Origin of the sequence: Adlercreutzia rubneri (assembly GCF_009755265.1) — a bacterium.
Lineage (GTDB): Bacteria > Actinomycetota > Coriobacteriia > Coriobacteriales > Eggerthellaceae > Adlercreutzia > Adlercreutzia rubneri.
In genome coordinates this window covers 92146-116940 of sequence record NZ_WPOO01000001.1, presented here as the reverse complement: position 1 = coordinate 116940, position 24795 = coordinate 92146, and the positions used below count along the sequence as shown (strand labels likewise).

General features: G+C 65.4%; 19 protein-coding genes. 2 read left to right on the top strand and 17 right to left on the bottom strand.

All coding sequences use genetic code 11. The features are described from left to right. Window positions 1-36: 36 nt before the first annotated feature. The 11 genes from ribF to GO707_RS00455 all read right to left on the bottom strand — a co-directional run bounded on the left by ribF (window position 37) and on the right by GO707_RS00455 (window position 12499). Window positions 37-963, bottom strand: coding sequence for a riboflavin biosynthesis protein RibF (ribF, locus tag GO707_RS00505; RefSeq protein WP_256156373.1), 927 nt, complete (start codon window positions 961-963; stop codon window positions 37-39). After that, on the bottom strand, window positions 944-1960 hold the full coding sequence (gene truB / locus GO707_RS00500; RefSeq protein ID WP_256156374.1) for a tRNA pseudouridine(55) synthase TruB: 1017 nt from the start codon (window positions 1958-1960) through the stop codon (window positions 944-946). The genes ribF and truB overlap by 20 nt, the downstream gene beginning before the upstream one ends. Continuing rightward, window positions 1957-2964 (bottom strand): DHH family phosphoesterase, encoded by a 1008-nt coding sequence (locus tag GO707_RS00495; RefSeq protein ID WP_157011543.1) that lies wholly within the window; start codon window positions 2962-2964, stop codon window positions 1957-1959. The genes truB and GO707_RS00495 overlap by 4 nt, the downstream gene beginning before the upstream one ends. A gap of 4 nt (window positions 2965-2968) precedes the next feature. Next, entirely contained in the window at window positions 2969-3358 is a 390-nt protein-coding gene (gene rbfA, locus GO707_RS00490) for a 30S ribosome-binding factor RbfA (RefSeq protein WP_157011541.1), read from the bottom strand. Window positions 3359-3590: 232 nt separating this feature from the next. After that, window positions 3591-6299, bottom strand: a complete 2709-nt coding sequence (infB, locus tag GO707_RS00485; protein WP_157011539.1) for a translation initiation factor IF-2 — start codon at window positions 6297-6299, stop codon at window positions 3591-3593. A gap of 3 nt (window positions 6300-6302) precedes the next feature. Further along, window positions 6303-6593, bottom strand: coding sequence for an RNase P modulator RnpM (gene rnpM / locus GO707_RS00480; RefSeq protein WP_157011536.1), 291 nt, complete (start codon window positions 6591-6593; stop codon window positions 6303-6305). Window positions 6594-6606: 13 nt separating this feature from the next. After that, entirely contained in the window at window positions 6607-7812 is a 1206-nt protein-coding gene (nusA, locus tag GO707_RS00475) for a transcription termination factor NusA (protein WP_022739821.1), read from the bottom strand. A gap of 16 nt (window positions 7813-7828) precedes the next feature. Continuing rightward, entirely contained in the window at window positions 7829-8302 is a 474-nt protein-coding gene (locus GO707_RS00470; RefSeq protein ID WP_335878654.1) for a ribosome maturation factor RimP, read from the bottom strand. Window positions 8303-8649: 347 nt separating this feature from the next. Next, window positions 8650-9579 carry a LysR family transcriptional regulator gene (locus GO707_RS00465; protein WP_157011535.1) on the bottom strand — a complete coding sequence of 310 codons (930 nt, stop codon included), beginning with the start codon at window positions 9577-9579 and terminating at the stop codon, window positions 8650-8652. A gap of 179 nt (window positions 9580-9758) precedes the next feature. Beyond that, window positions 9759-11039 (bottom strand): MFS transporter, encoded by a 1281-nt coding sequence (locus GO707_RS00460; RefSeq protein WP_232325473.1) that lies wholly within the window; start codon window positions 11037-11039, stop codon window positions 9759-9761. Window positions 11040-11338: 299 nt separating this feature from the next. Continuing rightward, a complete protein-coding gene (locus GO707_RS00455; protein ID WP_022739817.1) occupies window positions 11339-12499 on the bottom strand; it encodes an acyl-CoA dehydrogenase family protein in 1161 nt (386 codons plus the stop codon). 270 nt (window positions 12500-12769) lie between these two features. Here GO707_RS00455 and GO707_RS00450 point away from each other — a divergent pair, with 270 nt between their 5' ends. Beyond that, window positions 12770-14080, top strand: coding sequence for a CaiB/BaiF CoA transferase family protein (locus GO707_RS00450; RefSeq protein WP_157011533.1), 1311 nt, complete (start codon window positions 12770-12772; stop codon window positions 14078-14080). 105 nt (window positions 14081-14185) lie between these two features. On the opposite strand, the gene GO707_RS00445 is transcribed toward GO707_RS00450, so the two are convergent. Together GO707_RS00445 and GO707_RS00440 are read right to left on the bottom strand one after the other, a co-directional pair. After that, the gene (locus GO707_RS00445) at window positions 14186-16057 is read right to left on the bottom strand and encodes a flavocytochrome c (protein ID WP_157011531.1); all 1872 of its coding nucleotides are present in this window, start codon (window positions 16055-16057) and stop codon (window positions 14186-14188) included. A gap of 468 nt (window positions 16058-16525) precedes the next feature. Then, complete coding sequence (locus GO707_RS00440) at window positions 16526-17404, bottom strand: enoyl-CoA hydratase/isomerase family protein (RefSeq protein WP_022739804.1); 879 nt, start codon at window positions 17402-17404, stop codon at window positions 16526-16528. A 381-nt stretch (window positions 17405-17785) separates the two neighbouring features. Here GO707_RS00440 and fadK point away from each other — a divergent pair, with 381 nt between their 5' ends. Beyond that, complete coding sequence (gene fadK, locus GO707_RS00435) at window positions 17786-19420, top strand: medium-chain fatty-acid--CoA ligase (RefSeq protein ID WP_157011528.1); 1635 nt, start codon at window positions 17786-17788, stop codon at window positions 19418-19420. A gap of 207 nt (window positions 19421-19627) precedes the next feature. On the opposite strand, the gene GO707_RS00430 is transcribed toward fadK, so the two are convergent. The 4 genes from GO707_RS00430 to GO707_RS00415 form a co-directional block, all read right to left on the bottom strand. Then, window positions 19628-20770 carry an acyl-CoA dehydrogenase family protein gene (locus tag GO707_RS00430; RefSeq protein WP_157011526.1) on the bottom strand — a complete coding sequence of 381 codons (1143 nt, stop codon included), beginning with the start codon at window positions 20768-20770 and terminating at the stop codon, window positions 19628-19630. 79 nt (window positions 20771-20849) lie between these two features. Beyond that, window positions 20850-21662: an MBL fold metallo-hydrolase gene (locus GO707_RS00425; protein ID WP_157011524.1), complete on the bottom strand. Its 813-nt coding sequence runs from the start codon at window positions 21660-21662 to the stop codon at window positions 20850-20852. Next, window positions 21659-22687 carry an NUDIX hydrolase gene (locus tag GO707_RS00420; RefSeq protein ID WP_157011522.1) on the bottom strand — a complete coding sequence of 343 codons (1029 nt, stop codon included), beginning with the start codon at window positions 22685-22687 and terminating at the stop codon, window positions 21659-21661. Before GO707_RS00420 ends, GO707_RS00425 begins: the two co-directional genes overlap by 4 nt. Then, window positions 22684-24792 carry a heterodisulfide reductase-related iron-sulfur binding cluster gene (locus GO707_RS00415; RefSeq protein ID WP_157011521.1) on the bottom strand — a complete coding sequence of 703 codons (2109 nt, stop codon included), beginning with the start codon at window positions 24790-24792 and terminating at the stop codon, window positions 22684-22686. The genes GO707_RS00420 and GO707_RS00415 overlap by 4 nt, the downstream gene beginning before the upstream one ends. Window positions 24793-24795: the final 3 nt, after the last annotated feature.

Genomic DNA, 24795 nt, shown 5'->3' with positions numbered 1-24795 from the left:
CTAGCCCCGGCTTCAGCCCGAGATCGCGAAAGCCCCCTACAGGTTCTCGCGCACCCAGGCGATGTTGGATTGGACAGTGGCGATGAGCTCGTCGGTGGAATCGAAGACGCGCATGGGGCGCAGCCACTCCACGAACTCCACCTCGATGGGCTGGCCGTAGATGTCCTGGTCGAAGTCGAGGATATGCACCTCGATGTTCTCCTTGGCGGTGTCGGCGAAGGTGGCGGGGATGCCCACGTTCACGGCGGCCTTGTAGCGGACGCCGTCCACCACGGCGTAGCAGGCGTAGACGCCCTCTCCGATGGCCAGAAGCTCCGGCGGCACCTCCAAATTCGCCGTGGCGAAGCCGAAGTCGCGGCCCTCGCCGCGGCCCGGGCGCACGGTTCCCTCCAGAGTATAGGGGCGCCCCAGAAGGTCGGCCGCCTCGCGGGCGCGGCCCTCGGACAGAAGGCCGCGGATGCGCGTGGCCGTCACGGGGCGGCCGCCCTCGGCGACCAGCTCGTGGCCGTGCACCTCCATGCCGCGCTCGGCGCCCCATGCGCGCAAGCTCTCCACATTGCCCGCGGCCTTGCGACCGAAATGGAAATCGCTGCCGATGTGGATGTGGCTCGGCACGCCGCCGCCAAAGCAGGCGTTAAGGAAATCCTCGGGACTCTGGGCCGCGAACTCGCGGGAGAACGGCAGCACCACAACCGCGTCCACATCCAGCTCGGCCAGCTTGGCGATGCGCGCCTCGTTGGTCATGAGCTTCTTCAGCCGATCAGCCGCGAACACCTCGTCGGGATCGATATCGAAGGTGATGACGGCGCTCGCACGTCCCTCCTCGCGGGCCGTGTTCACCGCCTCGCCGATGATGAAGCGGTGTCCCTCGTGGACGCCGTCGAAGACACCGAAAGCCACCGAGGCGCGATCGAGCAGGGCCTCGTCGAAGGCGGGATCGTTCCTAGAGATCACTACAGCCACGGGAAACTCCTATTGGAAACACGCATCGGGGGGCGAAACGCCCCTTGTCGACATGATACTCATATAATGCCACGATGCGGTTATCGGCGACAAGGGCCACGACCTCGCCATCGTGCGGCGCCTCGCAGCTGGGGCGCACTCCCGCCGTGCAGGCGCACAGCTCCGCCGCCGGATCGACGCTGCGGCGCTCGAAGAGCTCCACGGCGCGCCCGTCCAGCGGGTTCCCGTTGCGTACCCGCGCCGCAGCGGCATCGTCGAGGTAGATGAAGCGCATGCCGAGCACCTTCAGCGGATCCAGAGCGGCGCGCTCCCCCATCTCCTCCAAGACCTCCAGCGTCACGCAGTCGGCGATGCCGATCGCGCCGGCCGCCGTGCGGCGCAGCGCCCCCACATGGGCGGGGCACCCCAGGCTATGGCCGATGTCGCGGGCGAGCGCGCGGATATAGGTGCCCTTCGACACCTTGAACGCGATGTCCCAGCGGGCCGGCTCCGCGCCGTCGGCGCCCCCGATGCCCAAAAGCTCGGCGGAGTACACCTCGATGTCGCGCGGCGCCAGATCGATAACGCGCCCCTTGCGCGCCGCGTCGCAGGCCTTGGTTCCCCCCACCTTGATGGCCGAGTACACCGGCGGCAGCTGCTTGGACTTCCCCACCAAACCGCCCACGAAGACGCTGGCGAAGAACGGGTCGAACACCTCATCGGGCACAACGCCCGTGCGGATGACCTCGCCGTCGCAGTCGTCGGTATCGGTGGCAGCGCCGAAGACGACCGAGACCACATAGGACTTGTCGTGGCCGGTGAGGAACTGATCGAGCCGGGTGGCCGGCCCCACGCACAGGGGCAGCACCCCCGAGGCGAGTGGATCTAAAGTGCCCGTGTGCCCGATGCGCTTCTCGCCGAAGATGCGCCGGGCGCGGCTCACCACGTCGTGGGAGGTCATACCGCTCGGCTTATCCACGGCCAGCACGAGGCACAGATCGGTCGTCCCCCGCTTCACAGACGCTCCTCCGGCAAGGTCGGGCTCTCGATGCCCAAACGGCGCGCGACGGTCTTCACGGCCCCGCGCAAATCGTCGTGAATGGTAAATCCAGCCGCGGCCTTATGTCCGCCGCCGCCGAACTCGCCGGCGATGGCGGCCACGTCGGTGTCGTCCTTGGAACGGAAGCTGCCGCGCACCTCTCCGTCCTGCTCCCGCAGCATGCAGGCAACGCGCACGCCGCGCAGGGAGCGCAAAAGATCGATCATGGGCTCGGCATCGGCCTTCACGGCCCCGCACTCGGCGAAATCGGCGAGCGAGAGCCACGAGAGCACCGCCTCGCCGTCGCCGGACAGGCTCATATGGCCCACCGTGCGCCCCTCCAGCTCGATAGAGGCGAGACTGCGGTTCTGATAGAACTCCCGGGCGATATCCCCGGGCCGCGCGCCGGCGGCGACCATTTCGCACGCCCCCTTGAACGCGGCAGCATCGGTGTTGCCGTGCTGGAAGCGGCCGGTGTCGGTCATGAGACCGGTGTAGCAGCAGGTGGCGATGAGGCGCTCGCGATCGGCGCCCAAGCACGCCGCCAGCTCCCAGATAAGCAGTGACGTGGAGGCGGCGTCCGGATCCGTGTAGCTGAGGTCGCTCATGGCCCGCGGCACGGCGTGATGATCCACCGTAACGGTGAAGGGCGCCGCCTCGTGCAGGCGCGCCCCGTCGCCGAGTCGCTCCGGCGTGGGCACGTCCACGGCGATGAAGCACTCGCAGGGCCCTTCGAAGCCCGCGGCGGGAACGAGCCCGTCGGCGCCGGGCAGAAACATGAGGTCGCTCGGCGGCTCCTCGTCGCGGGCAAGCACGCACGCGACCTGCTTGCCCAACTGCCGGAGGGCCCAGGCGAGCCCCAGCGCCGAACCAAGGCAGTCACCGTCGGGGCTCACATGGCCTCCGATGACGAAGTGGTCGCGCTCGGCGAGCGCGGAGGCGATCTCGGAAAGCGTCGTGTTGGTCTGGGGCGTCACCGTCATGAAACTAGTACTCCCGATCTTCCCCGATGATCTCCTCCTCGATGCGCTTCTCCTGATGCTCGCGCTCAGAATTCAGCGCCTGGGAGATGGCCTCTGCCTGATCGACCGACGTGTCCACGTAGAAGCGCAGCTCCGGCGCTACGCGCCAGGAGAGCTTCTTGGCCATGAGAGAACGGATGTGGCCCGCGGCGGCCTCGAAGGCGGCCTGGGCGCCGGCGTAGCGCTCGGGGTCGGTGGTGTAGTAGACGTTGCAGACGGAACGGTCGTAGCTGACCTCACAGCCGGTGATGGTGACCAAATGGAGGCGCGGATCGGACACGTCGAACAGAAGGATGCTCGCGATCACCTCGCGGGCCTGCTCGTTGACCTTGCGGTTGGAAGCGCTCTGCTTCATGACGTCATCTCCTCAATCGAGGCGGACAGATAGTTTTAGTATAGAGTTGAAACCAAGAGCCATGCACCAGTCGTGGAAAACTAAGCAAAACTGTAACGGTAGGCGTCGAGGAAGCCCCGTGTCCCCGCGCGCAGGTTGCGCAGCGAACGGAACAGTCCAGTGGACTGTTCCGCCGAGCGAGCCATTGCTTGAGCACGGGGATGCGGGGCTTCCTCGACGCCGGACAGTCGAGTTACTCCGTGCGCTCGACCTCTTTCACCTGGTAGCCCTCGATGGTGTCGCCCACCTTCAGGTCCTGGAACTTCTCGATGCCGATGCCGCACTCGTAGCCCTGCTTCACGGACTTCACGTCGTCCTTGAAGCGGCGCAGCGACGCCATGTGGCCCTCGAAGATGACCGTGCCGTCGCGCACGATGCGCACCTTGTCGTCGCGGTGGATCTCGCCTTCCACGACGTAGCAGCCGGCGATGGTGCCCACCTTCGGCACCTTGAAGGTCTCGCGCACCTCGGCGATGCCGGTGTCCTCTTCCACGATATCCGGCGACAGAAGACCCACGCGCGCGGCGTTGATGTCCTCGATGGCCTGATAGATGACGCGGTACAGGCGGATGTCCACCTTCTCCTTCTCGGCCTGCTGGCGACTCTTGCCCGTGGGACGGACGTTGAAGCCGATGATGATGGCATCGGAGGCGGCGGCCAGGGTGACGTCGGTCTCGGTGATGCCGCCCACGGCCGAGTGCACGATGTTGATGCGCACCTCGGACTGATCCATCTTGTCGAAGGCGTCGCGCAGAGCCTCGATGGAGCCCTGGACGTCGGCCTTCACGATGAGGTTCAGATCGGTGGTCTTGCCGTCCTCGATGCGGCTGAACAGGTCGTCCAGGCTCATGTGGCTCTTGGTCTCCTGGGCGGCCAGGCGGGCGCGCAGCGCGCGCTCCTCGGCCAGCTTGCGGGCATCGCGCTCGTCCTCGAAGACGCGGAACTCGTCGCCGGCGGTGGGCACCGAGTTCAGGCCCAGGATCTCCACCGGGTCGGCGGGCTTCGCCTCGGCGACGTGCTCGCCGCGCGGGTTCACCAGAGCGCGCACGCGGCCGTAGCTCGTGCCGGCCACCACGACGTCGCCGGTGTGCAGGGTGCCGCGCTGGATGAGCACCGTGGCCACGGGGCCCCGGCCCTTGTCCAGGTTCGCCTCGATGACGAAGCCGGAGGCAGAAGCGTCAGGGTTGGCCTTCAGCTCCAGCACGTCGGCCTGCAGGATGATGGTCTCCAGCAAGTCGTCGATGTGCAGCTTCTTCTTGGCCGACACCTCGACGAACATGTTGGAGCCGCCCCACTCCTCGGGGATGACGCCGTACTCGGTGAGCTCCTGGCGCACGCGGTCGGGGTTGGCGCCGGGCTTGTCGATCTTGTTCACGGCCACGACGATGGGTACCTCGGCGGCCTTGGCGTGGTTGATGGCCTCGATGGTCTGCGGCATGACGCCGTCGTCGGCGGCCACCACGAGCACGATGACGTCGGTGACCTGGGCGCCGCGGGCGCGCATGGCGGTGAAGGCCTCATGGCCCGGGGTGTCGATGAAGGTGATCTGGCGGTCGCCGATGTTCACCACCGACGCACCGATGTGCTGGGTGATGCCGCCGGCCTCGCTGGCCACCACGCCTGTATCGCGGATGGCGTCCAGAAGCGAGGTCTTGCCGTGGTCGACGTGGCCCATGACGGTGACCACGGGGGGACGCGGCTTCAAATCGGCCTCGGAGTCGTTGTACACCACGGCGTACTCCTCCTCCGGCGACACGACGCGCACCTTGCGACCCATGTCGTCAGCGATGAGCTCCATAGTCTCGTCGCTCATGGTCTGGGTGAGCGTGAGCACCTGGCCGAGCATGAACAGGCGCTTGATGACGTCGTTGGGCTGCACGCCCAGAAGCTCGGCGAACTTGGCCACCGACGCGCCCTGCGGGATCTCCACCACGGAGTCGTCCAGCACCAGCGTCGGGTCCAGCCCGCGCTCGATGGCCTCGAGCTCGGCGCGCTCGCGGGCCTCGGCCTCGCGCTTCTCCTTGCGCTTCTTGCGGCGGCCCTCCCCCTCGTGGGTGTTGGCCGCGGCCACGGCCGCGCGGGCCTCGGCGAGCACCTTGTCGCGCTGCAGCTTCTCGGCCTGCACGGCCATCTGGGCATAGCGATCCTCGCCGGCGGTCATCTGGGCCTCGAGCTCGGGCACCACCTGGTGAGCCCCGCCCTTCTTGCCCTTCTTGCCGCCGCGGGGGGCGCGGGTGTCGGCCTGGGCGCTCTTGGCCGCCTCCATGCGCTGCTTCTCGGCCTCGATCTGCGAGAGCAGCGAGTCGAAGTTGTTCTTGGGACGGGACGGCGCGGGAGCCGGAGCCGGACGGGCCGGCGCCGGGGCGGGCGCGACCTTCGCGGGCTTCTTGTGGCCGCGGCGCAGGGCCTCTTCCACGGCGCGCTTCTTCGCCACCTCGGCGGCCGCCTTCTCGGCACGGGCGCGGGCCCGGGCCTCCTGGCGCTCGCGCTCGACGCGCTCCTTCTCCGAGGCGATCTGCTGCTCGAGGCTCGCGAAGGCGGAGGGCTGCTTGGGCGCCTGCTTGCGCGCCGGGTGCTCCTCGCCCTCGGCGTCGTCGTCGGAGCGCGATCCCTCGCGGCGGGCGCGGGCGGCCTCGCGCTCGGCGAGCTCCTTCTCGCGCGCGGCCTTGCGCTCGGCCTCCTCCTGCTCGGCGGCCAGCGCCGCGGCCTCCTCGGCCTCGAGGGCGCCGGCGCGGGCGCGGATCTCCGGCTCCAGGTTCTTGCGAATCTTGTCAACGTAGGCGTCGTTGAGCATGCTCGCATGGGACTTCGCCGGTATCTTCATCTCTTTCAAACGATCGAGCAGATCCCCGCTCGACATATCGAATTCCTTCGCCAACTCGTGTACGCGCATGCTGGCCATATATCACTCCTCATTCTTTCCCGGTGCCTCGGCGAGGGCGAGCTCGCGAAGAACGCGCTCGTAATCTTCGTCGGTCACTTTGCAGCGCAGGGCGCGCTCAAGCTTCCTAGTCTTTCTCGCCGCGGCGAGGCAGTCCTCAGAGCAGACGTAGGCGCCACGGCCGGCGAGGCGGCCCGTAGGGTCGAAGCTCACAAGGCCCTCGCCGTTGCGCACGATGCGGTGAAGCGCGCCCTTCCCAAGGGTCGCGCCGCAGCCGATGCAGGTGCGCTGGCGCTTTGTCGTCTGTGCTGCCATCAGGTTCTACCCCTTAGGCCTCTGCCTCGGCATCGGCATGGACGCCGCAGTACTGGCTGTTCGGTCGGGCGTGGTTGCGGCAGCGGTTGCCGTCCTCGTCGACGAAGATGCAGAAGCCGTCGTCCTCCTCCACCTCGTCGTCCATCTCGACATCGACCAAAGACGCGCCCTGGAAGCTCTGGGGCTTGATGTCGATGTGCCAGCCGGTGAGGCGGGCGGCCAAGCGAGCGTTCTGCCCCTCCTTGCCGATGGCCAGCGACAGCTGGTCGTCGGGCACGATGACCGTGGCATAGTTGTTGTCCTCGTCGATGCTCACGTGGCTCACCTTCGCCGGCGACAGGGCGTTGGCCACGTAGACCGCCGGGTCGGGGCTCCACTGGATGACGTCGACGCGCTCGTTGCGCAGCTCCTCGACCACCATGCGCACGCGGGAGCCCTTCGGCCCCACGCAGGCGCCCACCGGATCCAGGTTCGCCTCGCGGGAGAACACGGCCACCTTGGAACGGGCGCCGGGCTCGCGGGCCACGGACTTGATCTCCACGACCCCCTCGTAAATCTCCGGCACCTCGATCTCGAAGAGACGGCGGATGAGGTCGGGGTGGGTGCGGGAGACGACGATGGCCGGGCGCGCCTGCTCGCCGCGAGCGCGGGGCGCGTCGGCGTTGGGGTTGCGCACCTCGATGATGAGCACCTTCAGGCGCTGGTTGTGGCGGTAGTGCTCGTTGGCCGGGCGCTCGTTGCGCTCGCCGGGGTTGCGCTTGGCGTCGTAATGGGGCAGCTCCGCCTCGACGCCCTCGCGGATCTTGATGATGGTGAAGTCCGGCGTGCCCTGCAGCACGGTGCCCGTGACCAAGTCGCCCACGCGGCCACGGAACTCGTCGTAGATGGACTGGCGCCCGGCCTCGCGCACGAGCGAGGAGATGACGCCCTTGGCGTTCTGGGCGGCGATGCGGCTCACGTCGTCGGGGGTGACGTCGCGCTCCTCGAACTCGCTGTACTCGCCGGTCTCCTCGTCGGGCTCGCCCACGGGCACGAGCTCGTAGACGTAGATCTTGCCGGTCTGGCGATCGATGGTCACGCGAGCGTCCCATTCCAGATCGAGGATGCGCTCGTAGCTCTTCGCCAGAGACTGCTCCAAGCGCTCGATGAGGTAGAACTCGTCGATCTTGCGCTCGTGGGCCAGTGCCTGCAAGGCCTCGATCAGTTCTGAAGTTGCCACGTATCTAATCCTTTCCCTAGGCGCTGAAGTCGATGGTGCCCTTTACGCGGGCCTTTTTGATGTTGTCGTACGGAATGCGGAAGGTGTCGGCGCCGTCTACAGCCACAACGACGCAGCCGTCCTCGAAGCCGAGAAGCTCGCCGGAAAACGAGCTGCGGCCGTCTACCGGGCCGGCCGTCTTCACCGTCACCGTCTCGCCGGCGAAGCGCGCGAAGTGCTCCGGCGTGCGCAGCGGCCGGTCGATGCCCGGAGAGGACACCTCCAGCATGTAGGCGCCGGGGAACGGATCCAGCTCGTCCATGACGTCCCCGACCCAGGCCTGGGTGCGGGCCAGCTCGTCGAAGCTGATGCCGCCCTCGGCATCAATGTAGACGCGAATGGTCGGCGCCTTCTTCGAGCCAACGATCTCCAGCGTGACGATCTCGACGCCCTCGGAGGCCGCTCGGGGCTCCAGGGCGGAAAGAAGCGATTTCTCCTTGGCCGTCAGCACCGCATCTGCCTCCTTTTCCGTTGCCTACGCTCCCATACTTTCCGGGCCGCAAAAAGCCCCCTACAACAAAAGAAAGCGGGAAAAGTCCCACTTTCTCCAGAAGCGAAAGTATGTCCGTGCAGCCGATCTGCACAGCAGACGCATTTATACCACAACGAACGGCGCTTTACCACCTTCCTGCAACAAATGGCCGCACACGGCGCAAAATGACCACAGGCGGCAGTCGGACGGCCGGGCGGCCGGGCGGCTGGGCAGCCGGACAATCGGGCAGCTGGGCGGTCGAGCAATCGGACGGCCGGGCAGCTACGCGACCGCCGCAAGACCGTCTCGATCGATCGGCTCGTTCCCTACTCCGCTACCGCCTCCGGCAGCACCTGGCCGATGAGATCGTTGCCCGGATGGGCCTTGACGAAGTCGATGAAGTCGGTGACGGCCCTCGAGTGCACGTGCTTCTTGTGGTGGGCCATGTACACCGTGTAAAAGTGCTCGGGGACGCCCTCGACGCGCACCTGGTGCAGGTTGCCGAACAGCTGGGCGCCCAGCGAGTCCAGCATGAGCGCTCCGGCGTTGCCGCCGCTGTAGGAAAGGAACGACCCCATGGACACATCGTCGTCGTAGCCCAAGGAGGCGCCCCGCACGTCGGCCTCCTCCAGCATCTTCGCCACGCGCTCGCCGATGGGGGTGCCGCGGCGGTAGGTGTGCAGATCGACGGCGTTAAGCTCGGCGAAGGTGATCGCGTCGGCAGACGCCAGCGGGTGGTCGTCGCGCACGTAGAGGGCCAGCTCGTAGTGCTTCACCGGAAAGTACGCGATATCGGGCTCGTTGTCGCGCTTGCCGCAGAAGGCCACGTCCAGCGCGCCCCGGTGCAGCTGCTCGGTGAGGTAGTTGGTGAAGCCCTGGAACACCTTCACGATGACCCGCTTGTCGAAGGCCTCCTCGAAATCGCGGATGAGGCTCGGCAGGTAGTGGTCCTGGGTGGTGAAGGTGGTGCCGAGGTTCACGGTGCCGAACGAGGCGGAGGATCGCGCGCTCACGGCCGCCACGCCGTCGTCGATGGCGCGCAGGGCGAGGTACACGTGCTCGTAGAACACCTCGCCGTAGGGGGTGAGGAGCACCGAGCGGCCGTTGCGCTCGAACAAGGGGGCGCCCAATTCCTTCTCCAGAGACGAGATGGCCCCCGAGAGGGTCGGCTGGGTGATGAACAGCTCCTGCGCCGCTCGCGTGTAGTGAAGCACCTCGGCGAGCTTCTTGAAGTAGTTCAGCTGAGAGAGGTTCATGGTTTCCCCCTAAGGCAACGGTAAGGCTGGTCGGCCCGTTCTCAGATTGCGCGATTCTACCTTGATCGTAGTTTATCAAACTCATCTTGGCTCATAAAGATTTCCTATAAGTGCGAAAAGCGGGGAGTCTCCACTCCCCGCTTTCCCGTTTAAGGCCGCCAGCGGTTCAAGGGATCGGACTACTCGGTCGTCCAGTCCTTCTTGTAGCCGGCGGCGGCCTTGAAGATGTACAGGCCGAGCAGCAGGATGACCACAAGCATGGCCAGCGCCACGACGAACTCGACGGTGAAGCCGAACGACGAGCCGAGCCACGCCCAAATCATAGCGGCGAAGGCGGCGATGAGATTGAACACCGTGGAGACGCGGGAGTAGATGACCGAGTACTCGCGGGTGCCGAAGGACTGGCGGCAGATGACCGGCACGAGCACCACGGCGGTGGCGTAGCAGCCACCGAAGATGAAGGCGCCCACGTACATCACGTACTCGGAGAAGGTGCCGAACCAGCACAGCAGGATGCCCGCCACGCCAGCGGCGAAGGCGAAGATGAGGGCGCCCTTGGCGTTCTTGTCGGCCGCCGCTCCCAGGACCACCTTGAAGATGGCCTGGCCCACCATCATGACCGAGGTCATGACGCCGCCGACGACGGCCACATCGAAGGCTACGTCGGTGAGCGACTTGGTGTAGGTGGGGAACTGCATGGCGATGAGGATGGCGATGTTGATGAGGCCGGCGAAGATGCAGATGGCGTAGAACATCGGGGTCTTCATGACGAAGCCGGCGGACAGGCCGGAGGGCTTGGCGGCCACCTCAGCGCCCGAGGCCGCCTTCTGCATGGAGGCGCCGTAGGGGGCCAGCCCGCAGTCCTCGGGCGAGTTGCGCACGCAGAACAGCGTGAAGGGCAGGCTCGTGACGAGCGCGATGACGCCCCAGATGAGGTAGATGGTGTGGAAGTCGACGCCCGAGGCGGTCAGCGCGGTGAACACGGCGGACCAGATGGCGCCGCCGATGCCGGTGAAGGCCATGCACAACCCGATGAAGAAGCCGGCGCGCTCCACGAACCAGCGGTTGATGAGCGTGGGGATGGCCAGCCACAGGATGGTGATCTCGCCCAGGCCCAGCATGACGGCGGCCACGTAGAACAGCACGATGGTGTTCGAGAAGCTCATCAGCAAAAAGGCGCAGCCCACGAGGGCGGCGGAGGCGGACAAAAGGATGCGGATGTCCATGGTCTGCAGCAGCTTGCCCGCAAACGGCGAGGCGATGGTCATGGTCAGGTACATAACGGTGACGTACATGGCGAACGCGGTGACCTCAACGCCCAGGCCCTCAGCCACGACCGGCTGGAACAGGCCCCAGGTGGAGAAGCATAGAGCCGAGCATCCGAACGTGATCATGATGCCCGTCAGAACGACGAGAAGGTGACGCACGGTCAGCTTCTCTTTGGTAGCGGTCCCACTCAAGGTAAACCTCCTCTATCGATTTTTTCTACTCTTGCGCAAACGTCGAACCCCTGTTGGCGTGAGCCGTGGACGGCGATCTTTCGCCGCTATCGTATTTGTACCGTAGAACGATTCCCTTGAGGATGGTCAAAAAGGGATGCTTTGTCCCATATTCTTTGCAAAAATAGGACAGATTTAGTTAATTTGTCCTAATATCGAAAGGATTTATGATTGATAGGTTTCACAAATAGAAGAAACTGGGAGAATATTTCCCCCAGTTTCTTGTGATCGTTCTCTTAATAAGAATGCTCGCAGCCCTTCTAGAAAGATCGGTAGTGCTCCATGATCAAGGGCGCGGCGATGTAGACCATCACCTGATCCGTTCCCTCGGCGATCTGGTTGCCTCGGCAGTCCTCCCAGATGCGGCTCACGCGCGAGCCCTCGGTATAGCCAAGACCCCCCAGAATCTGCATGGCGTCCGAGGCCACCTGCACCGAGGCCTCCGGCACGTAGCGCTTCATGAGGGCCACGTCGAGCCGCTCGGTCTCGTCGGCGGCGTCGATGGACCACGCCGCCCGGTACACCATGGAGCGCATGTTGCGCAGGCGCACTTCCATATCGGTGAGAAGGGTCTCTATCTGCTGGAAGCGCCCCACCTGCACGCCGAAGGCCTTGCGCGAGCGCGCGTGGGCCACCGCGTCGTCCATGGCCGCCTGGGCCATGCCCAAACTGGAGGCGCACAAAAGCACACGTCCGTATTCCAGCAGATGAAACAGCTGCTGGAACCCTCCCTCACTCGCATCGAGGCGCCACTCCGGCGACAGCTCCACATCGTCGAAGGAGATGAGCGCGAAGGGCAGCATGGACTGACCGATCTTGCTGATGGGCACGGCGTTGATGCCGGGCACGCTGCGGGGCACGAGCCAGAAGGACAGCGACGGGTAGCGACCCGTATCCCCCGCGTCCTTGTCGATGGCGGCCACCAATATATAGGGGGCGTACTCGCCGTTGTTCACATAGGACTTGCGCCCGTTCAGAAGCAGTCGGCCGTCCACGGTCTGGCACGAGGTCTTCATGGCCATGGTGTCGGATCCGCCGTCGGGCTCGGAGATGGCCAGGGCGAACATGAGGCGGCCGTCGGCGCGATAGTCCTCGGCGATGGAGGCGGCCTCGGCGGCCCCGGCGAACCCGCTCATGATCTGCAGGTTGAACAAGTCGTTCTGGAACGGCAGCGTCGTGCCGGCGCAGCGGGAGAGCTCCTCCACGATGAGCACCTGCGAGAGCAGGCTGTGGGCCAGATCGGGCGCGATGTCCGGCTCGGCGGTCTCGTAGTACAGATCGACGAACTCCTTCATCACCGTATCGGGCAGGCCCTGGTCGCGGCACCACTTGGCCACGCGCTCCGGCGTGAAGGTGTCGGCCCCGAACGTGCGAAAGGCGCTGACGAGCTTCTTCTGCCCGTCGGTCAGCGTGAAGTCCATCTTATGGCTCCCTTCTCTTTACTATAGTGTGCATTCTACACGATGACCCTAGCACACCACTCCTTTGATTTGTTGAAACAGAATATCTTTGTTGTCCTGTTTGCATAGGGATAACTTTCCCATCTAGTGGTATTTTCTACTCAATTTCGAGTCTGTTTTACACACATATTTCATTTTGTCCGTAGATAGGGGTTCTTTCCCCTGCGATGATAGGGATGCAAACAAACGAACCGCCCGACCAACCACTTGCATGAAAGGAGAGATGCTCCGATGACAGTCACCGAGAAGCTCAACGGTTACGGCCCGCTCGCCGGCATCAAGGTCGTCGAGATGTGCACCTACGTGGCCGCCCCGGCCACCGTCCGCGTCCTGTCCGAGATGGGCGCCGAGGTCATCAAGATCGAGTCCTTCGCCGGCGATACCCAGCGCACCCAGGGCCCCGGCTTCGGCTGCGAGCTGACCGATACGGAAGATCCCACCATCGATTTGAACAACACCAACAAGAACTGGGTGTCGCTCAACCTGAAGGATCCCGAGGGCCTGGCCATCGCGAAGAAGATGATCGGCGAGGCCGACATCTTCATGAACAACATGCGCACCGCCGCCCTGAAGAAGCTCGGACTCGACTACGAGACCCTGCACGAGGAGTTCCCGGGGCTGATCTGGGGCCAGATGCGCGGCTACGGCGAGTTCGGCGAGTTCGCCCATGCCCCCGGCTACGATGCCGTGTGCTGGGCCGCCCGCGGCGGCGTGGCCGGTACCTTCCCCGAGAAGGACACCTCCCCCGCCATCCCCCCGCAGGCCTTCGGTGACTACAACACCGCCATCATGATGGCCGCCGGCTTGCTCGGCGCGCTCGTGAACAAGCTGCGCACCGGCCAAGGCGACAAGGTGGTCGTGAACCTGTACCACTCCGCCATCTGGGGCGGCTCCATCGGCCTTTGCGCCCAGCAGTTCGGCGCCGACTACCCGAAGTCCCGCACCGACGTGCCCAACCCCTTCAACAACACCTACAAGACCGCCGACAATAAGTGGCTCTACATCTGCCAGCCGCAGCACAACCGCTATTACAACGACATGATGAAAATCATCGGCCGCGACGACTTGGTGGACGATCCGCGCTACGCGACCATCGAGAACGTGAAGGCGAACCACCTGCAGCCGGAGCTCATCACCATCCTGGACGAGGGCTTCTCGAAGAAGGATCTGGAGGAGTGGCTGAAGATCCTGGCCGAGTGGGACGTGCCGAGTCAGAAGGTCTTCCGCTTCACCGACATCCTGAAGGACGACGAGGCCTACGTCAACGACGCCATCCGCAAGGTGAAGTACAACGCCTTCGGCGAGCATGCGCTGCCCACCACGCCCATCCGCTTCGGCGGCTACGGCGACCCGCCGATCATCCTCTCCAAGCCCATCGGCTACCACACCGCCGAGTACCTGGAGCACTACGGCTACACGCCCGAGCAGATCGCCGAGCTGGAGGAGAAGGGCGCCGTGAAGTGCTACCACGGCGAGGAGGTGCCGGATGTGATCTTCAAGTCCGAGCGCCAGGAGAAGGGCGAGGCCCCCTGCAACTGGTAGGCCCTCCCCCGCCAAACACGCTTCCTATCTCGAGAAGGAGCCCCTCATCGCGAGGGGCTCCTTCTTTCTATTCCCGCTCGGGGGAAGGAGGCTGTTATAGCGCGACTAGGCCAGGGCGTACTTTGCGGCGTTGGTGCCGGCGTTGCGGCCGAAGGTCATGCAGTCGGCGATGGCGTTGCCGCCCAGGCGATTCTCTCCGTGGATACCGCCGGTGCACTCGCCCGCGGCGTACAGGCCGGGGATCGGCTCGCCGTCGGCATTGCAGGCCTCGGACTCCACGTTAACGCGGATACCGCCCATGGTATGGTGCACGGTGGGCACCTTGCGGCAGGCGTACCAGGGGCCCTCGGTCATGGCCGCATCGGCGGTGTTGTCGGCCACGAAGCCGAACTCGTCGGCGCCGCCCTCCACCACGGCGTTGTAGGCGTCGATGGAGGCCTGCAGGTTCGCGGCGTCCACGCCCATCTCGCCGGCCAGGGCCTCCACGGTGTCGCCGGTTACGATATGGCCCAGCGCCAGCATGTTGTTGATGGTGGCGCCGTTGGCGTCCGGCTCGTCGGGATCGGGGTAGCGCAGGGTGTTCACGACAATCCAGTAGGTGCCGTCGGGCTGGGCGAAGATGTTCTTGCACAGAACGTCACGCTCGGCGCCCTCGTTCACGAAACGCTTGCCATCGGTGTTCACGAAGATGCGGTTACGGCCGGAGGTGCGGATGTCCTCCATGAGGCCCGTGCCCGGGGTGCCGCAGGGGTGCAGCTGGATGTCGGACAGGCAGATGAGCTCGGCGCCGGCGTTCTCGGCGAGCACCATGCCCTCGCCCTGGGCGCAGGGCTTGATGTTGGTGCAGCCGATGGAATCGTCCAGCACGACTTCCTTCCACACGCCCGTGTTCACCTTCTGACGGTACTCCACGTTGCCGCCGAAGCCGCCGGTGGCGATGACCACGGCGCCGCAGTTCACGGTGACCTCCTGCTCGCCGTCGTAGAGCGCCTTCACGCCCACGACCGCGCCGGCGTCATCCAGGATGAGCTCTTTGGCCTGCATGTCGTTGAGCAGCATGATGGCATCGGCGTTGTCGTCGATGAACTGCTGGAACGAGCGGATGTAGGTGTTGCCCGACGGCGTGGCCGGGTAATGGCTGCGCTGGCCGAGCGATCCGGTGGCCGAGCCGATCTCGTCCTTGAACTCGACGCCCAGGCTCTCGAGCCAGTGGACGGAATCCAGCGCGTTGTCCGTGAGGAAGTGCACGAGCTCGGGATTGTTGGTGTTGTGGCCGCCCTTCATGGTGGTCTCGTAGAAGGTGGGGATGGAGTCCTCGATGCCCTGGGGCTCCTGGCGCTCGGGATCGACGGCGTTCAGCGCGCCCTCGGAGACGTTGGTGGAACCGCCGGTAATGCCACACTTCTCAAGCACAATAACGCTCGCGCCGGCCTGCACGGCCGCGATGGCCGCCGCCAGGCCCGAGCCGCCGCCGCCCACGACGCACACGTCGGCGTCGTAGACCTCTTCCACCGCCGGCTTCTCGGGCACGGGCGCCTCCGAGAGCACCTCGAAGGCCTGAGCCTGCTTCGCGCAGTCCTCAAGACCGGTCTGCAGGGAGAGCGAGGACAGCGTCGCGCCGGTGACGGCATCGATGTTGATGGTCTGGTTGTCGATGGCCTGCTGCTGCAGGGCCTTGAGCGCATCGGCGCCGACGCCGAGCGACTCCTGGTTGGCCGACGTGTCGATGGCCGTGATGGCGTCATCGGAGAAGGTCACGGTCATGGTGTAAGGGGCATTGTGGCCCGTCACCTCGGTCGTGTAGGTGCCCGCCTTCCACGGCGCGGAATCGGCCAGCTCCTCGGCACGGGTATGGGGCGCGCAGCCGGCCAGGCCGAAGCTGGCCAAGCCTCCCCAGATGCCGAGCACGGCCGCCCCTTTGCAGAAGGTACGACGGGAGATGCCATTCAGGGGAACAGAATCGGATGTGCGGGTCATGATGAGCCTCCTTCTAACGCTTCGCGGATAGGAACCGGGAGTCGCTTGAAGGATCAGCCTGCCGAGCTATCGAACCACCCAAGTGACTCGAACGATTACCCGATAGCTGGACTTTAGCGCGCTAAATGGCAGTAACCGCCAGTCAACAGGCCCTTGTTGGCTTTGCGCGCGAACTATGTAGGAACTCTGAAACCCTGTCAGCAATTCGTCATATTGGATACCGATTTGTTTGCTTCTCAGTGCGGGGAAACCGCTACCGCAGGCGCGCGAGCGTCCCTCTCCCCCGCAGTTGTTGAGCCCGGCCGTGGCGAGCGCGCTGCCTGCAGAAGCGCCGCCGTCCCCTTCCCGGCCCGATGGCTCCCATTGATTCCCAGCACTTTCATGGGTATTCTCCTCTCCAACGAAGGGAGCCCCGGCCTTGTGGGCTGCGGGGCTCCAGATAGCAGGTTCGGTTTTGCCGACCCTCTCTTACATATTGTGGAAGGCGTACTTCTCCGGGTTTTCCTTCACGTCGGCGCGGTTCTTCGGATTCATCTTCAGCGTGCCCATGATGCCGTCGTTGGTGTTGGAGGCCAGCACCTGGTTACGGTTCTCCATCTTGATGCAGTTCTCGAAGCTGGTGCCGTCCAGCGAGCACTGCAGGGCCTCCTTGGTGAGGCGCAGACCGAAGGGCGCGGTCTCGCGGCACATCTCCTCGGCCATGGCCACGGCGGTCTCCAGCACGTCGTCGTCGGCCACCACGCGGTTGGCGAAGCCCCACTCGTAGAGCTTCTGGGCGTCGAAGCGGGCCGGGTTCATGAGGATCTCGCAGGCGCGGGCATAGCCGACGATCTTCGGGAGGAAGAAGGAGCCGCCCATGTCGGTGCCGGTGTAGCCGATGGACAGGTAGCCGGCGTTCATCTTGTAGGACTCGCCGAGCACGCGCATGTCGCAGGCGCAGGAGATGGACAGGCCGCCGCCCACGGCGAAGCCCTTCAGGGCGCCGATGATGGGCTGCTCGCAGCGGCGCATGTTGATAATCTGGTCGGAGCACATGCGCTGCATGATGTAGAAGTCGCGCTGGATGCGGCCCATGTCCTCGGGCGGATCGAGCGCGAGGTCGTTCAGGTTGAAGCCGGCGCAGAAGGAGCGGCCCTCGCCGGTCAGCACGATGACGCGGCAGTCCTTGTCCATGCGCACCTTGATGAGGAAGTCGTTGAACTCGGCCATCTGGGCGTAGGACATGGCGTTCAGGTTGTCCGCATCATTGAAGGAGCAGATGTAGACCGGACCGCGCTGCTCGATCTTCAGCTTCTCGTAGTCGTAGGTGAACTCGGGCAGATGGTAGGCCTCCTGGTAGACACTCATGGATGAACCCCTTTCGCGCTTGTTTACTCAAGTTTTACTTTTAGCCCATTGGAATTTTGTTCCGCCTGACTTGTTTCTGATTTTTAAGGATGACACAGCGGTTTTCCACGGACAATTTTGAAATATTGTTTCTTTTACTACCCAATTAATTGATTTTGTGGGTCTATAGATTTCCACGCATCGCTTGGCCCTATTGACTCATCAATTATTCCAATTATCTTTTCTCAATTTTGGCTTCCTGTCCGATAAATACCTTTGTATGCTAAAAGCACGAATTTCTTCTGGGTATCAGCGGAGGCGCTCGAGCACCGGGGAGCCGCGCACGAGCGGCCGGGCGCTTCCGTGGCAAAAGGGTTTTAGGTTCTTTAGAAAGGAAGGCCTATGATCACCGATCTCAAGATCAACGAGGAGAAGAAGAAAGAGTACTACGAAAAGGGGTATTGGACGCACGACACCATCGCCGACATCTGGGAGCGAACGAGTGCCGCTCACCCCGACCGCGAATACGTCTGCGACGACACGGGAAGCCGCCTCACCTACGGGGAGGTTGACGACAAAGCCGGGCGTGTGGCCGCATGGCTTGTCGCCGAGGGCGTAAAAGCCGGCGACGTTGTCACCCTGCAGTTCCCCACCTGGGCCGAGTTCACCATCGCCTATGTGGCCGTGCTGAAAGTCGGCGGCGTGGTGCACCCGGTGCCGCGCAACTACAACGACGTGGATCTGGAATACGCCATGAACCTCGTCGGCTCCCGAGCCTACCTCTCCCCCACCTTCTCCCACAACACCGACTACGAGGCGCAGATCCTCTCTGTTCGCGACGCCATACCGAGCCTGGCCGCCATCGCCGTGCTGGACAAGCAGGCGCCGAGCCACTCGGAGCTTCCCACCTTCGACGACATCTACGGGCGCTTCGAGCCCTTGCGCGAGCCCGTCGCCGTGTCCGCCGATTCCGTGGCCTGCATTCTGCCCACCTCGGGCACCACGGGCAAGCCGAAGCAATCCATGCTCACCCACAACAACATCCTGTTCTCCGAGCGCGTCTTCACGAGCGAGCTCGGGCGTACGCAGGGCGACGTCATGTTCATGCCCTCGCCCTTGAACCATGCTACCGGCTTCTTCCACGGGCTCATCTCGCCGCTTCTGCTCGGCGGACGGGCCGTGCTGCAGCAGGACTTCCGCCCGCGCGAGGCCATCGAGCTCATGAACGCCGAGGGCGTCACCTGGTCCATGTCGGCCACGCCGTTCATCTACGACATGCTGAACGTGCTGGACGCCGAGGACGGCCTGGCCTTCGACACCCTGCGGCTGTTCTGCTGCGGCGGGGCGCCCCTGCCCCCGGCCCTCATCGAGCGCGCGGCCCGCTACGGGGTGCTGCTCTGCGAGATCTACGGCTCCACGGAAAGCTGCCCGCACGTGTTCGTGCCCCCGGAGAAGTGCGCCGAGTGGAACGGCGCCTGGTCGGGCGTCCCCTTCGCGGGCATCGAGGTCAAGGTCATCGACGAGGCAGGCAACGAGGTGCCCCGGGGCGCCCAGGGCGAGGAGATCTCCCGCGGGCCCCACATGTTCGTCGGCTACCTGAACGAGCGCGACCGCACCGACCGCGCGCTTTCCGATGAGGGCTGGTTTTACAGCGGCGACCTGTGCTACATGGACGAGGAAGGGCGCATCCGCATCAACGGGCGCAAGAAGGAGGTCATCATCCGCGGCGGCGAGAACATCTCGGCCCGGGAGATCGACGACGACCTCATCGGCGCGCCGGGGTTGGCCAACTCGGCCACCATCGGCATGCCGGATACGCGCCTCGGCGAGCGCGTCTGCACCTTCGTCGTGCCGAGCGACCCCGCCGCGCCTCCTACCCAAGACGGGCTCATCGCCTACCTGAGGGAGCGCCACGTGGCCAAGCGCCTGTGGCCCGAGCGCATCGAGATCATCGACGAGATCCCCGTCACCGCCACCGGCAAGGTGAAGCGCTTCATCCTCGCGCAAATCTTGAAGGAGCGCATGGAGGCGGAGTAAGCCTTTCTTTTTGTTCGAGTAGGCTGCCGATGGGAGGTGTGCCTCCACGCGCAGTTCCGCAGCGAACGAAAGTGTCCAGTGGGCACTTTCGCCGAGCGAGGACTGTTTGAGCATGGAGGTATACCTCCCAGCGGCAGCCGGACGAGCAGCAAAAAGCCCGAGCGCCGCTGATCGCGCTCGGGCTTTTTGCTAGAGACTTCTTTTAACTTATTGGTACTCCCGGTCGAGTTCCTTGGCGATGGTCATGCGCTGGATCTGGTTCGATCCCTCGAAGATCTGGAAGATCTTGGCGTCGCGCATGAGCTTCTCCACCGGGTACTCCTCGGAATAGCCGTAGCCGCCGAGCACCTGCACGGCGTTGCTCACCACCTCCTGCATGGCGTCGGTGACGAAGGTCTTCACGATGGCGCCGTCCTTGCGCACCATCTCGCCGGCGTCCATCTGGCGCATGCAGTTGTTCACGAGAACGCGCGCCGCCTCGGTCTTGATGGCCATATCGGCGAGCATCTGCTGCACCATCTCGAAGTCGATGAGGCGCCGCCCGAACTGCTTGCGCTGCTTCGCGTAGGCCACGGCCTCGTCGAGCGCTCGCTGCATGATGCCCACGGCCAGCGTGGAGATAAAGGCCCGGGAGAGGTTCAGGGCGTTCAGAGCGATGGACATGCCCTGGCCCACTTCCCCGATGACAGTGCTTTGGGGCACGCGCACGTTCTCGAGAACGACCTCGGTGGTGTCCGACAGGCGGAAGCCCATCTTGTGCTCCTTGGCGCCGGCAGCAAGACCCGGGGTGTCGCCGTCGATGAGGAAGCCCGTGATGCCGTGGGCGCCGGCCTCCGGGTCGGTCTTGGCGAACACCACGTAGATGTCGGAGATGGAGCCGTTGGTGATGAAGGTCTTGGTGCCGTTCAGAACGTACTCGTCGCCGTCGAGCACCGCCGTGGTGCGCATGGCCGCCACGTCCGACCCGGCGTTGGCCTCGGTGAGGCAGAAGGCGGCGAACCCGTTATTCTCAGTCTTCTCCACGAAATGGCGCGCCTGCTCCTCGGTGCCGTTCAGAAGGATGTTGCGGAAGGCGACGAAGTTCGTGACGAAGGTGTCGGCGTAAGCGGCATCCACCCAGGCCAGCTCCTCGAACATCATGGCGCAGGTCTCGTAGCTTAAGCCCATGCCGCCGAACTGCTCGGGGATCTCCACCATGTGCAGTCCCAAATCGAAGCCCCACTGGTACAGCTCGCGGGGGCACTCCCCTGCCTTGTCGGCCGCGGCCACGTGCGGCATGACCTCGTTGCGGGCGACGTCGCGCACAAGCTGCACGAGCTCGCGCTGCTCCTCGGTGTAGGTGATGACCATAGGTTTCCTCTCTCTTTCAGCCCCGCGGGGCACTTGCATGCGGCTCTATCGCGTGCCGGGCGGAACGAGGCCGCCGGCGCTAGCGGTTCTCCTGCAGGATGCCCTCGTCGAAGGCATAGCGCAGCTGGGCGTTCACCGAGCGAACGGCACCGTCGTGCAGCTCGGGCCGCACGTCGTTGTACACGGCCTCCACCAGGGCCTCGGCATCGGCGGGGATGCCGCTGCGAACCGCGGACACCACCTGCTGCAGCCGTTGGAGGCGATGACGGCGCGCCTGCTCGATGCGCTCGGAGGGGTTCTCGATCACCGGCCCATGGCCCGTCAGCAGGCGCTCCACGCCGCGCTCGGCCACCAGGCGCCCAAGCACGTCCAAACTCGCCAGATAGTCGCCCATGCGCCCGTCGGGCCAGCAGACCATCGTGGGGCTCTGGGCGAACACCACATCCCCCGTCACCACGAGCGCGCCCTCTTCCACATAGAAGCCCACCGAGTCGCTGGAATGCCCCGGCAAGGGCACTACCTCGATGGACAGGGACACTCCGGGAAGCTCCAGAGGGCCACAGCCCAGCGTGCCCGCCGCCATACCCAGCACCGGCGCACCGAAAACCCGACTGGCCTCCTCGGCGCACTCGGCGTGGTCGAAGTGGTCGTGGGTCACCGCCACGGCGGCCACGGTGAGGCCGCGCCGAGCGCAGGCCTCGGCGATGCGCCCGGCGCAGGCGGCGTCGTCGGGGCCCGGATCCACCACCAGGCAGGCTCCGTCGTCCGGAGCGGCGAGAATCCAGCTGTTGGTGCCGTGGTAGGTGAGCGGCGTGGCGTTGGGATGCCGCACGCACTGGGCGAACGCCCCGACCATGGCCTCGTTGTCCGGAGGTGCGAAGCGCGCGCTCATGTCTCGCTCACCTCGCAGCCGAGCACCACCTCGCCGCACGGTCGCGCCACCGGATGCGGCCGCACGTGCCCGTCGAAGGGAGCGTTCCACGCCTCGTCCACCGAGGTCGCCGCCACGATGGAAGTGAGGTTGGAGATGGTGGGAGGCACGAGCTTGAGCAGGCCCGCATCGAAGCGCGCCAGGGCCTCGCCCGGGGCGATCCAGGCCGCCTCCACGGCCTCGCTCGTGCGGCCATCGGCGTGCTGCCCCTCGGGCAGCCGCGCCAGGAAGAAATAGGTATCGTAACGCCGTGCCTCGCTTTCGGGAGTAACCCAATGGCTGCGCAGGCGCATCAGATCACTGCGCAGCACGAGCCCCCGCTCGCGAAGGAATTCCCCGAAGGAGACGCGCCGCGTGGCCACGGCTTCACGTTCGGCAGCCCAATGGTCTTCGCGCTCGTCGACGGGCGCGCCTCCGTCGGGAGCAGAGGCCAGAAGCACGCCGCTCTCCTCGAAGACCTCCCGGGCCGCCGCCGTAATGACGCCTTTTGCCACGGACACGGGACAGCTCATGAGACAGGCCCACTGCTCCGGAGAAGGCCCGGCCCAGGGCACGGCACATTCCACATCCCGCACGTCCATGCCGCCGCCGGGAAACACCACGGCGTCCGGCGTGAAGGCCATGGTGGAGGCGCGGCGCAGCATGAAGACATCCACCGGAGCCGCATCCACGGTCTCCTCGATGGGCGCTCCCCCCGCCAGCGGGCTCTCGAAACGACGATAATGGGACTTGCCCTCGCTCACCAGCATAACCGTGGCGGCCATGCGCGGGGCCACCGGCTCGCCGGGCGCTCCTGCGAGGAAGGCCCGGGCGCGTTCCACCACACCAGGCTGATCGTCCACCGAATACTCCACGTAGGCGCCGGGAGAAAGCGGCTCTCGGATGCTCTGGACACGCCGTCCCTCCGCCGCGCCCGCAGCCGTCGCGCCCACCGCCTTCGCCGTCTTCTCGGCTCCGTGCCTCATCTTGCCCGCGCTCTCGCTCATTTTTCCGCTCCTGCCAACAGCTCGGCGATGTCCCTCACGGGCACATCGGAATCTGCCGATACCATACCATCAGCGAGCATGGTCAGGCAGAACGGGCACGAAGTCGCCAAAAGATCGGGATCGGTGTCAAGCGCCTGGGCGCAGCGCGCCTCGTTGATGCGGGTTCCGGCGCTCTCCTCGAGCCACATGCGGCCGCCGCCGGCCCCGCAGCAGAAGCTCGCACGGCGGTCGCGCTCCATCTCCACCACGCTGCCGCCGGCGGCGCGAACCACCGCGCGCGGCGCCTCGTAGACGTCCTGATAGCGGCCCAGATAGCACGAGTCGTGGAAGCACACGCGCCCGAGCGCCTCCGGCGAGCGCACCAGGCGCCCCTCCTCCACCAGCCGAGCCAGAAGCTCGCTGTGGTGGATCACCTCGAAATGGCCGCCCAGCTGAGGGTAGTCCCGGGCCAGGGCCTGATAGCAGTGAGGGCACTGCACGATGATCTTCTTGACCCCGTAGGCCTGAAGCGTGGCGATGTTCTCGCTGGCCAGCATGAAGTAGACGAACTCGTTGCCCATCCTCCGCGCCGCGTCCCCGCAGCACTTCTCCTCGTTGCCCAAGATGGCGAAGCTCACACCCGCCTCCGCGAGCAGCGACACCAAGGCCGCGGACACCTTGCGGTTGCGGGCGTCGAAGGCCCCGGAGCAGCCGGGCCAGTAGAGGTACTCGGCATCGGGGGCCTCGGCGATGGTGGGCACGTCCAGCCCCTCGGCCCACTTGAACCGGGTCTGCCAGCCTAAGCCCCACGGGTTGCCGTTGTTCTCCAGGTTGCGGAAGGTGGCCTGGGCCTCCGGCGGGAAGGCGCTTTCCATGGACACCTGGTAGGTGCGCATCTTCACCACCTTCGGCACGTGCTCCACGAAGGCCGGGCACGCCTCCATGCAGGCGCCGCAGGTGGTGCAGGCCCACAGGGTCTCGGGGGCGATGACCGCGCCCACGAGCGAGCGATCGATGATAGCGCGCTCGGCGTCGGTGAGATCGGCGTTCTCAAGGAGCGCCTCGGCCTTCGGCAACGCGGGGACTGCCTTCGACGCCTTCTCACTCTCGGCCGCATCCGCCGCGTTCCGCTCCTGGGCCGCCGCCTCCTTCTGCAGGCGGTAAATGATGGGCCCCCGCTGCTCCAGCTCGGCGCCCAAGTCCTGGATGAACGCCTTGGGGCTCAGGGGCTTGCCCGTGGCAAAGGCCGGGCAGAGGTCCTGGCAGCGGTTGCAGCGCACGCAGGCCTGGGTGTCGAAGAGATCCTTCCACGTGAGCTCCTCCAAGCGGCCGCAGCCGAAGGAGAGCAGGCCCTCGTCCTCCATGTCGATGAAGGGCAGCTCGCCTTTGGGTTTCAGGTCGCGCCAGTAGACGCCGGCGGGCACGAGCAGCACGTGGACGAGCTTGGAATAGGTCCAGTAGGCGATGAGCCCGAAGGCGAGGGCCATATGGAACCACCACAGCACGCGGTGGGCAAGCTCGATCTGACCCTGATCCCAGCTGGCGAAGAGTCCCGCGAAGAGGCTCCCCACCGGCGACCAGGCGCTCCAAGGGTCGCCCGTACCGGCGATGCGCAGGCCCTCCAGCACGAATCCCGTGACGCCGATGGCCAGCAGCAGGCCCAAAACGACGATGTCGCCGGGCTTGGTGTCAAGCGCGCGGTTCGCGATGCGGCGCACGATGCAGGCCACCATGGCGATGCAGAAGGCGGCGCCGGCGAGATCGACGGTGAGCGAGAGGAAGTACAGGTAGAAGTCGCCTTGGACGAGAGGGAGCCCCAAATCGGCCTGGGCGGCCACGGTGGCGGTGGCGATAAGCAGGATGATCATGGCGACGTACATGGCCACGTGCACGAGCCCGGGCCCGCGCCGCTCGGCCACCTTCACCTGCAGAAGGGCGTCGCGCACCGCGCCGCGCAGGCGCTCGCCGCGCCTATCGGAGCGATTCTCGGGCTCGCCGATCTTCCACAGGCGCCAGCGCCGCACGAAGAAGACGACGGCTACGGCCAGCGCCGCGATGAAGCAGGGGTAGATCAGCCAGTGGCCCGTGATGTTCCACAGAACCTCGCGTGCCGGCACCTCGCCCATGAC

Coding starts and splice junctions, on each gene's coding strand:
- GO707_RS00430 (WP_157011526.1), bottom strand. CDS start 20,770: ATGGTCATCACCTACACCGAGGAGCAGCGCGAGCTCGTGCAGCTTGTG.
- GO707_RS00440 (WP_022739804.1), bottom strand. CDS start 17,404: ATGAGTGTCTACCAGGAGGCCTACCATCTGCCCGAGTTCACCTACGAC.
- GO707_RS00495 (WP_157011543.1), bottom strand. CDS start 2,964: ATGACGGTGACGCCCCAGACCAACACGACGCTTTCCGAGATCGCCTCC.
- infB (WP_157011539.1), bottom strand. CDS start 6,299: ATGGCCAGCATGCGCGTACACGAGTTGGCGAAGGAATTCGATATGTCG.
- GO707_RS00465 (WP_157011535.1), bottom strand. CDS start 9,579: ATGAACCTCTCTCAGCTGAACTACTTCAAGAAGCTCGCCGAGGTGCTT.
- GO707_RS00450 (WP_157011533.1), top strand. CDS start 12,770: ATGACAGTCACCGAGAAGCTCAACGGTTACGGCCCGCTCGCCGGCATC.
- rnpM (WP_157011536.1), bottom strand. CDS start 6,593: ATGGCAGCACAGACGACAAAGCGCCAGCGCACCTGCATCGGCTGCGGC.
- GO707_RS00455 (WP_022739817.1), bottom strand. CDS start 12,499: ATGGACTTCACGCTGACCGACGGGCAGAAGAAGCTCGTCAGCGCCTTT.
- GO707_RS00415 (WP_157011521.1), bottom strand. CDS start 24,792: ATGGGCGAGGTGCCGGCACGCGAGGTTCTGTGGAACATCACGGGCCAC.
- fadK (WP_157011528.1), top strand. CDS start 17,786: ATGATCACCGATCTCAAGATCAACGAGGAGAAGAAGAAAGAGTACTAC.
- GO707_RS00445 (WP_157011531.1), bottom strand. CDS start 16,057: ATGACCCGCACATCCGATTCTGTTCCCCTGAATGGCATCTCCCGTCGT.
- GO707_RS00420 (WP_157011522.1), bottom strand. CDS start 22,687: ATGAGCGAGAGCGCGGGCAAGATGAGGCACGGAGCCGAGAAGACGGCG.
- GO707_RS00425 (WP_157011524.1), bottom strand. CDS start 21,662: ATGAGCGCGCGCTTCGCACCTCCGGACAACGAGGCCATGGTCGGGGCG.
- rbfA (WP_157011541.1), bottom strand. CDS start 3,358: ATGAAGCAGAGCGCTTCCAACCGCAAGGTCAACGAGCAGGCCCGCGAG.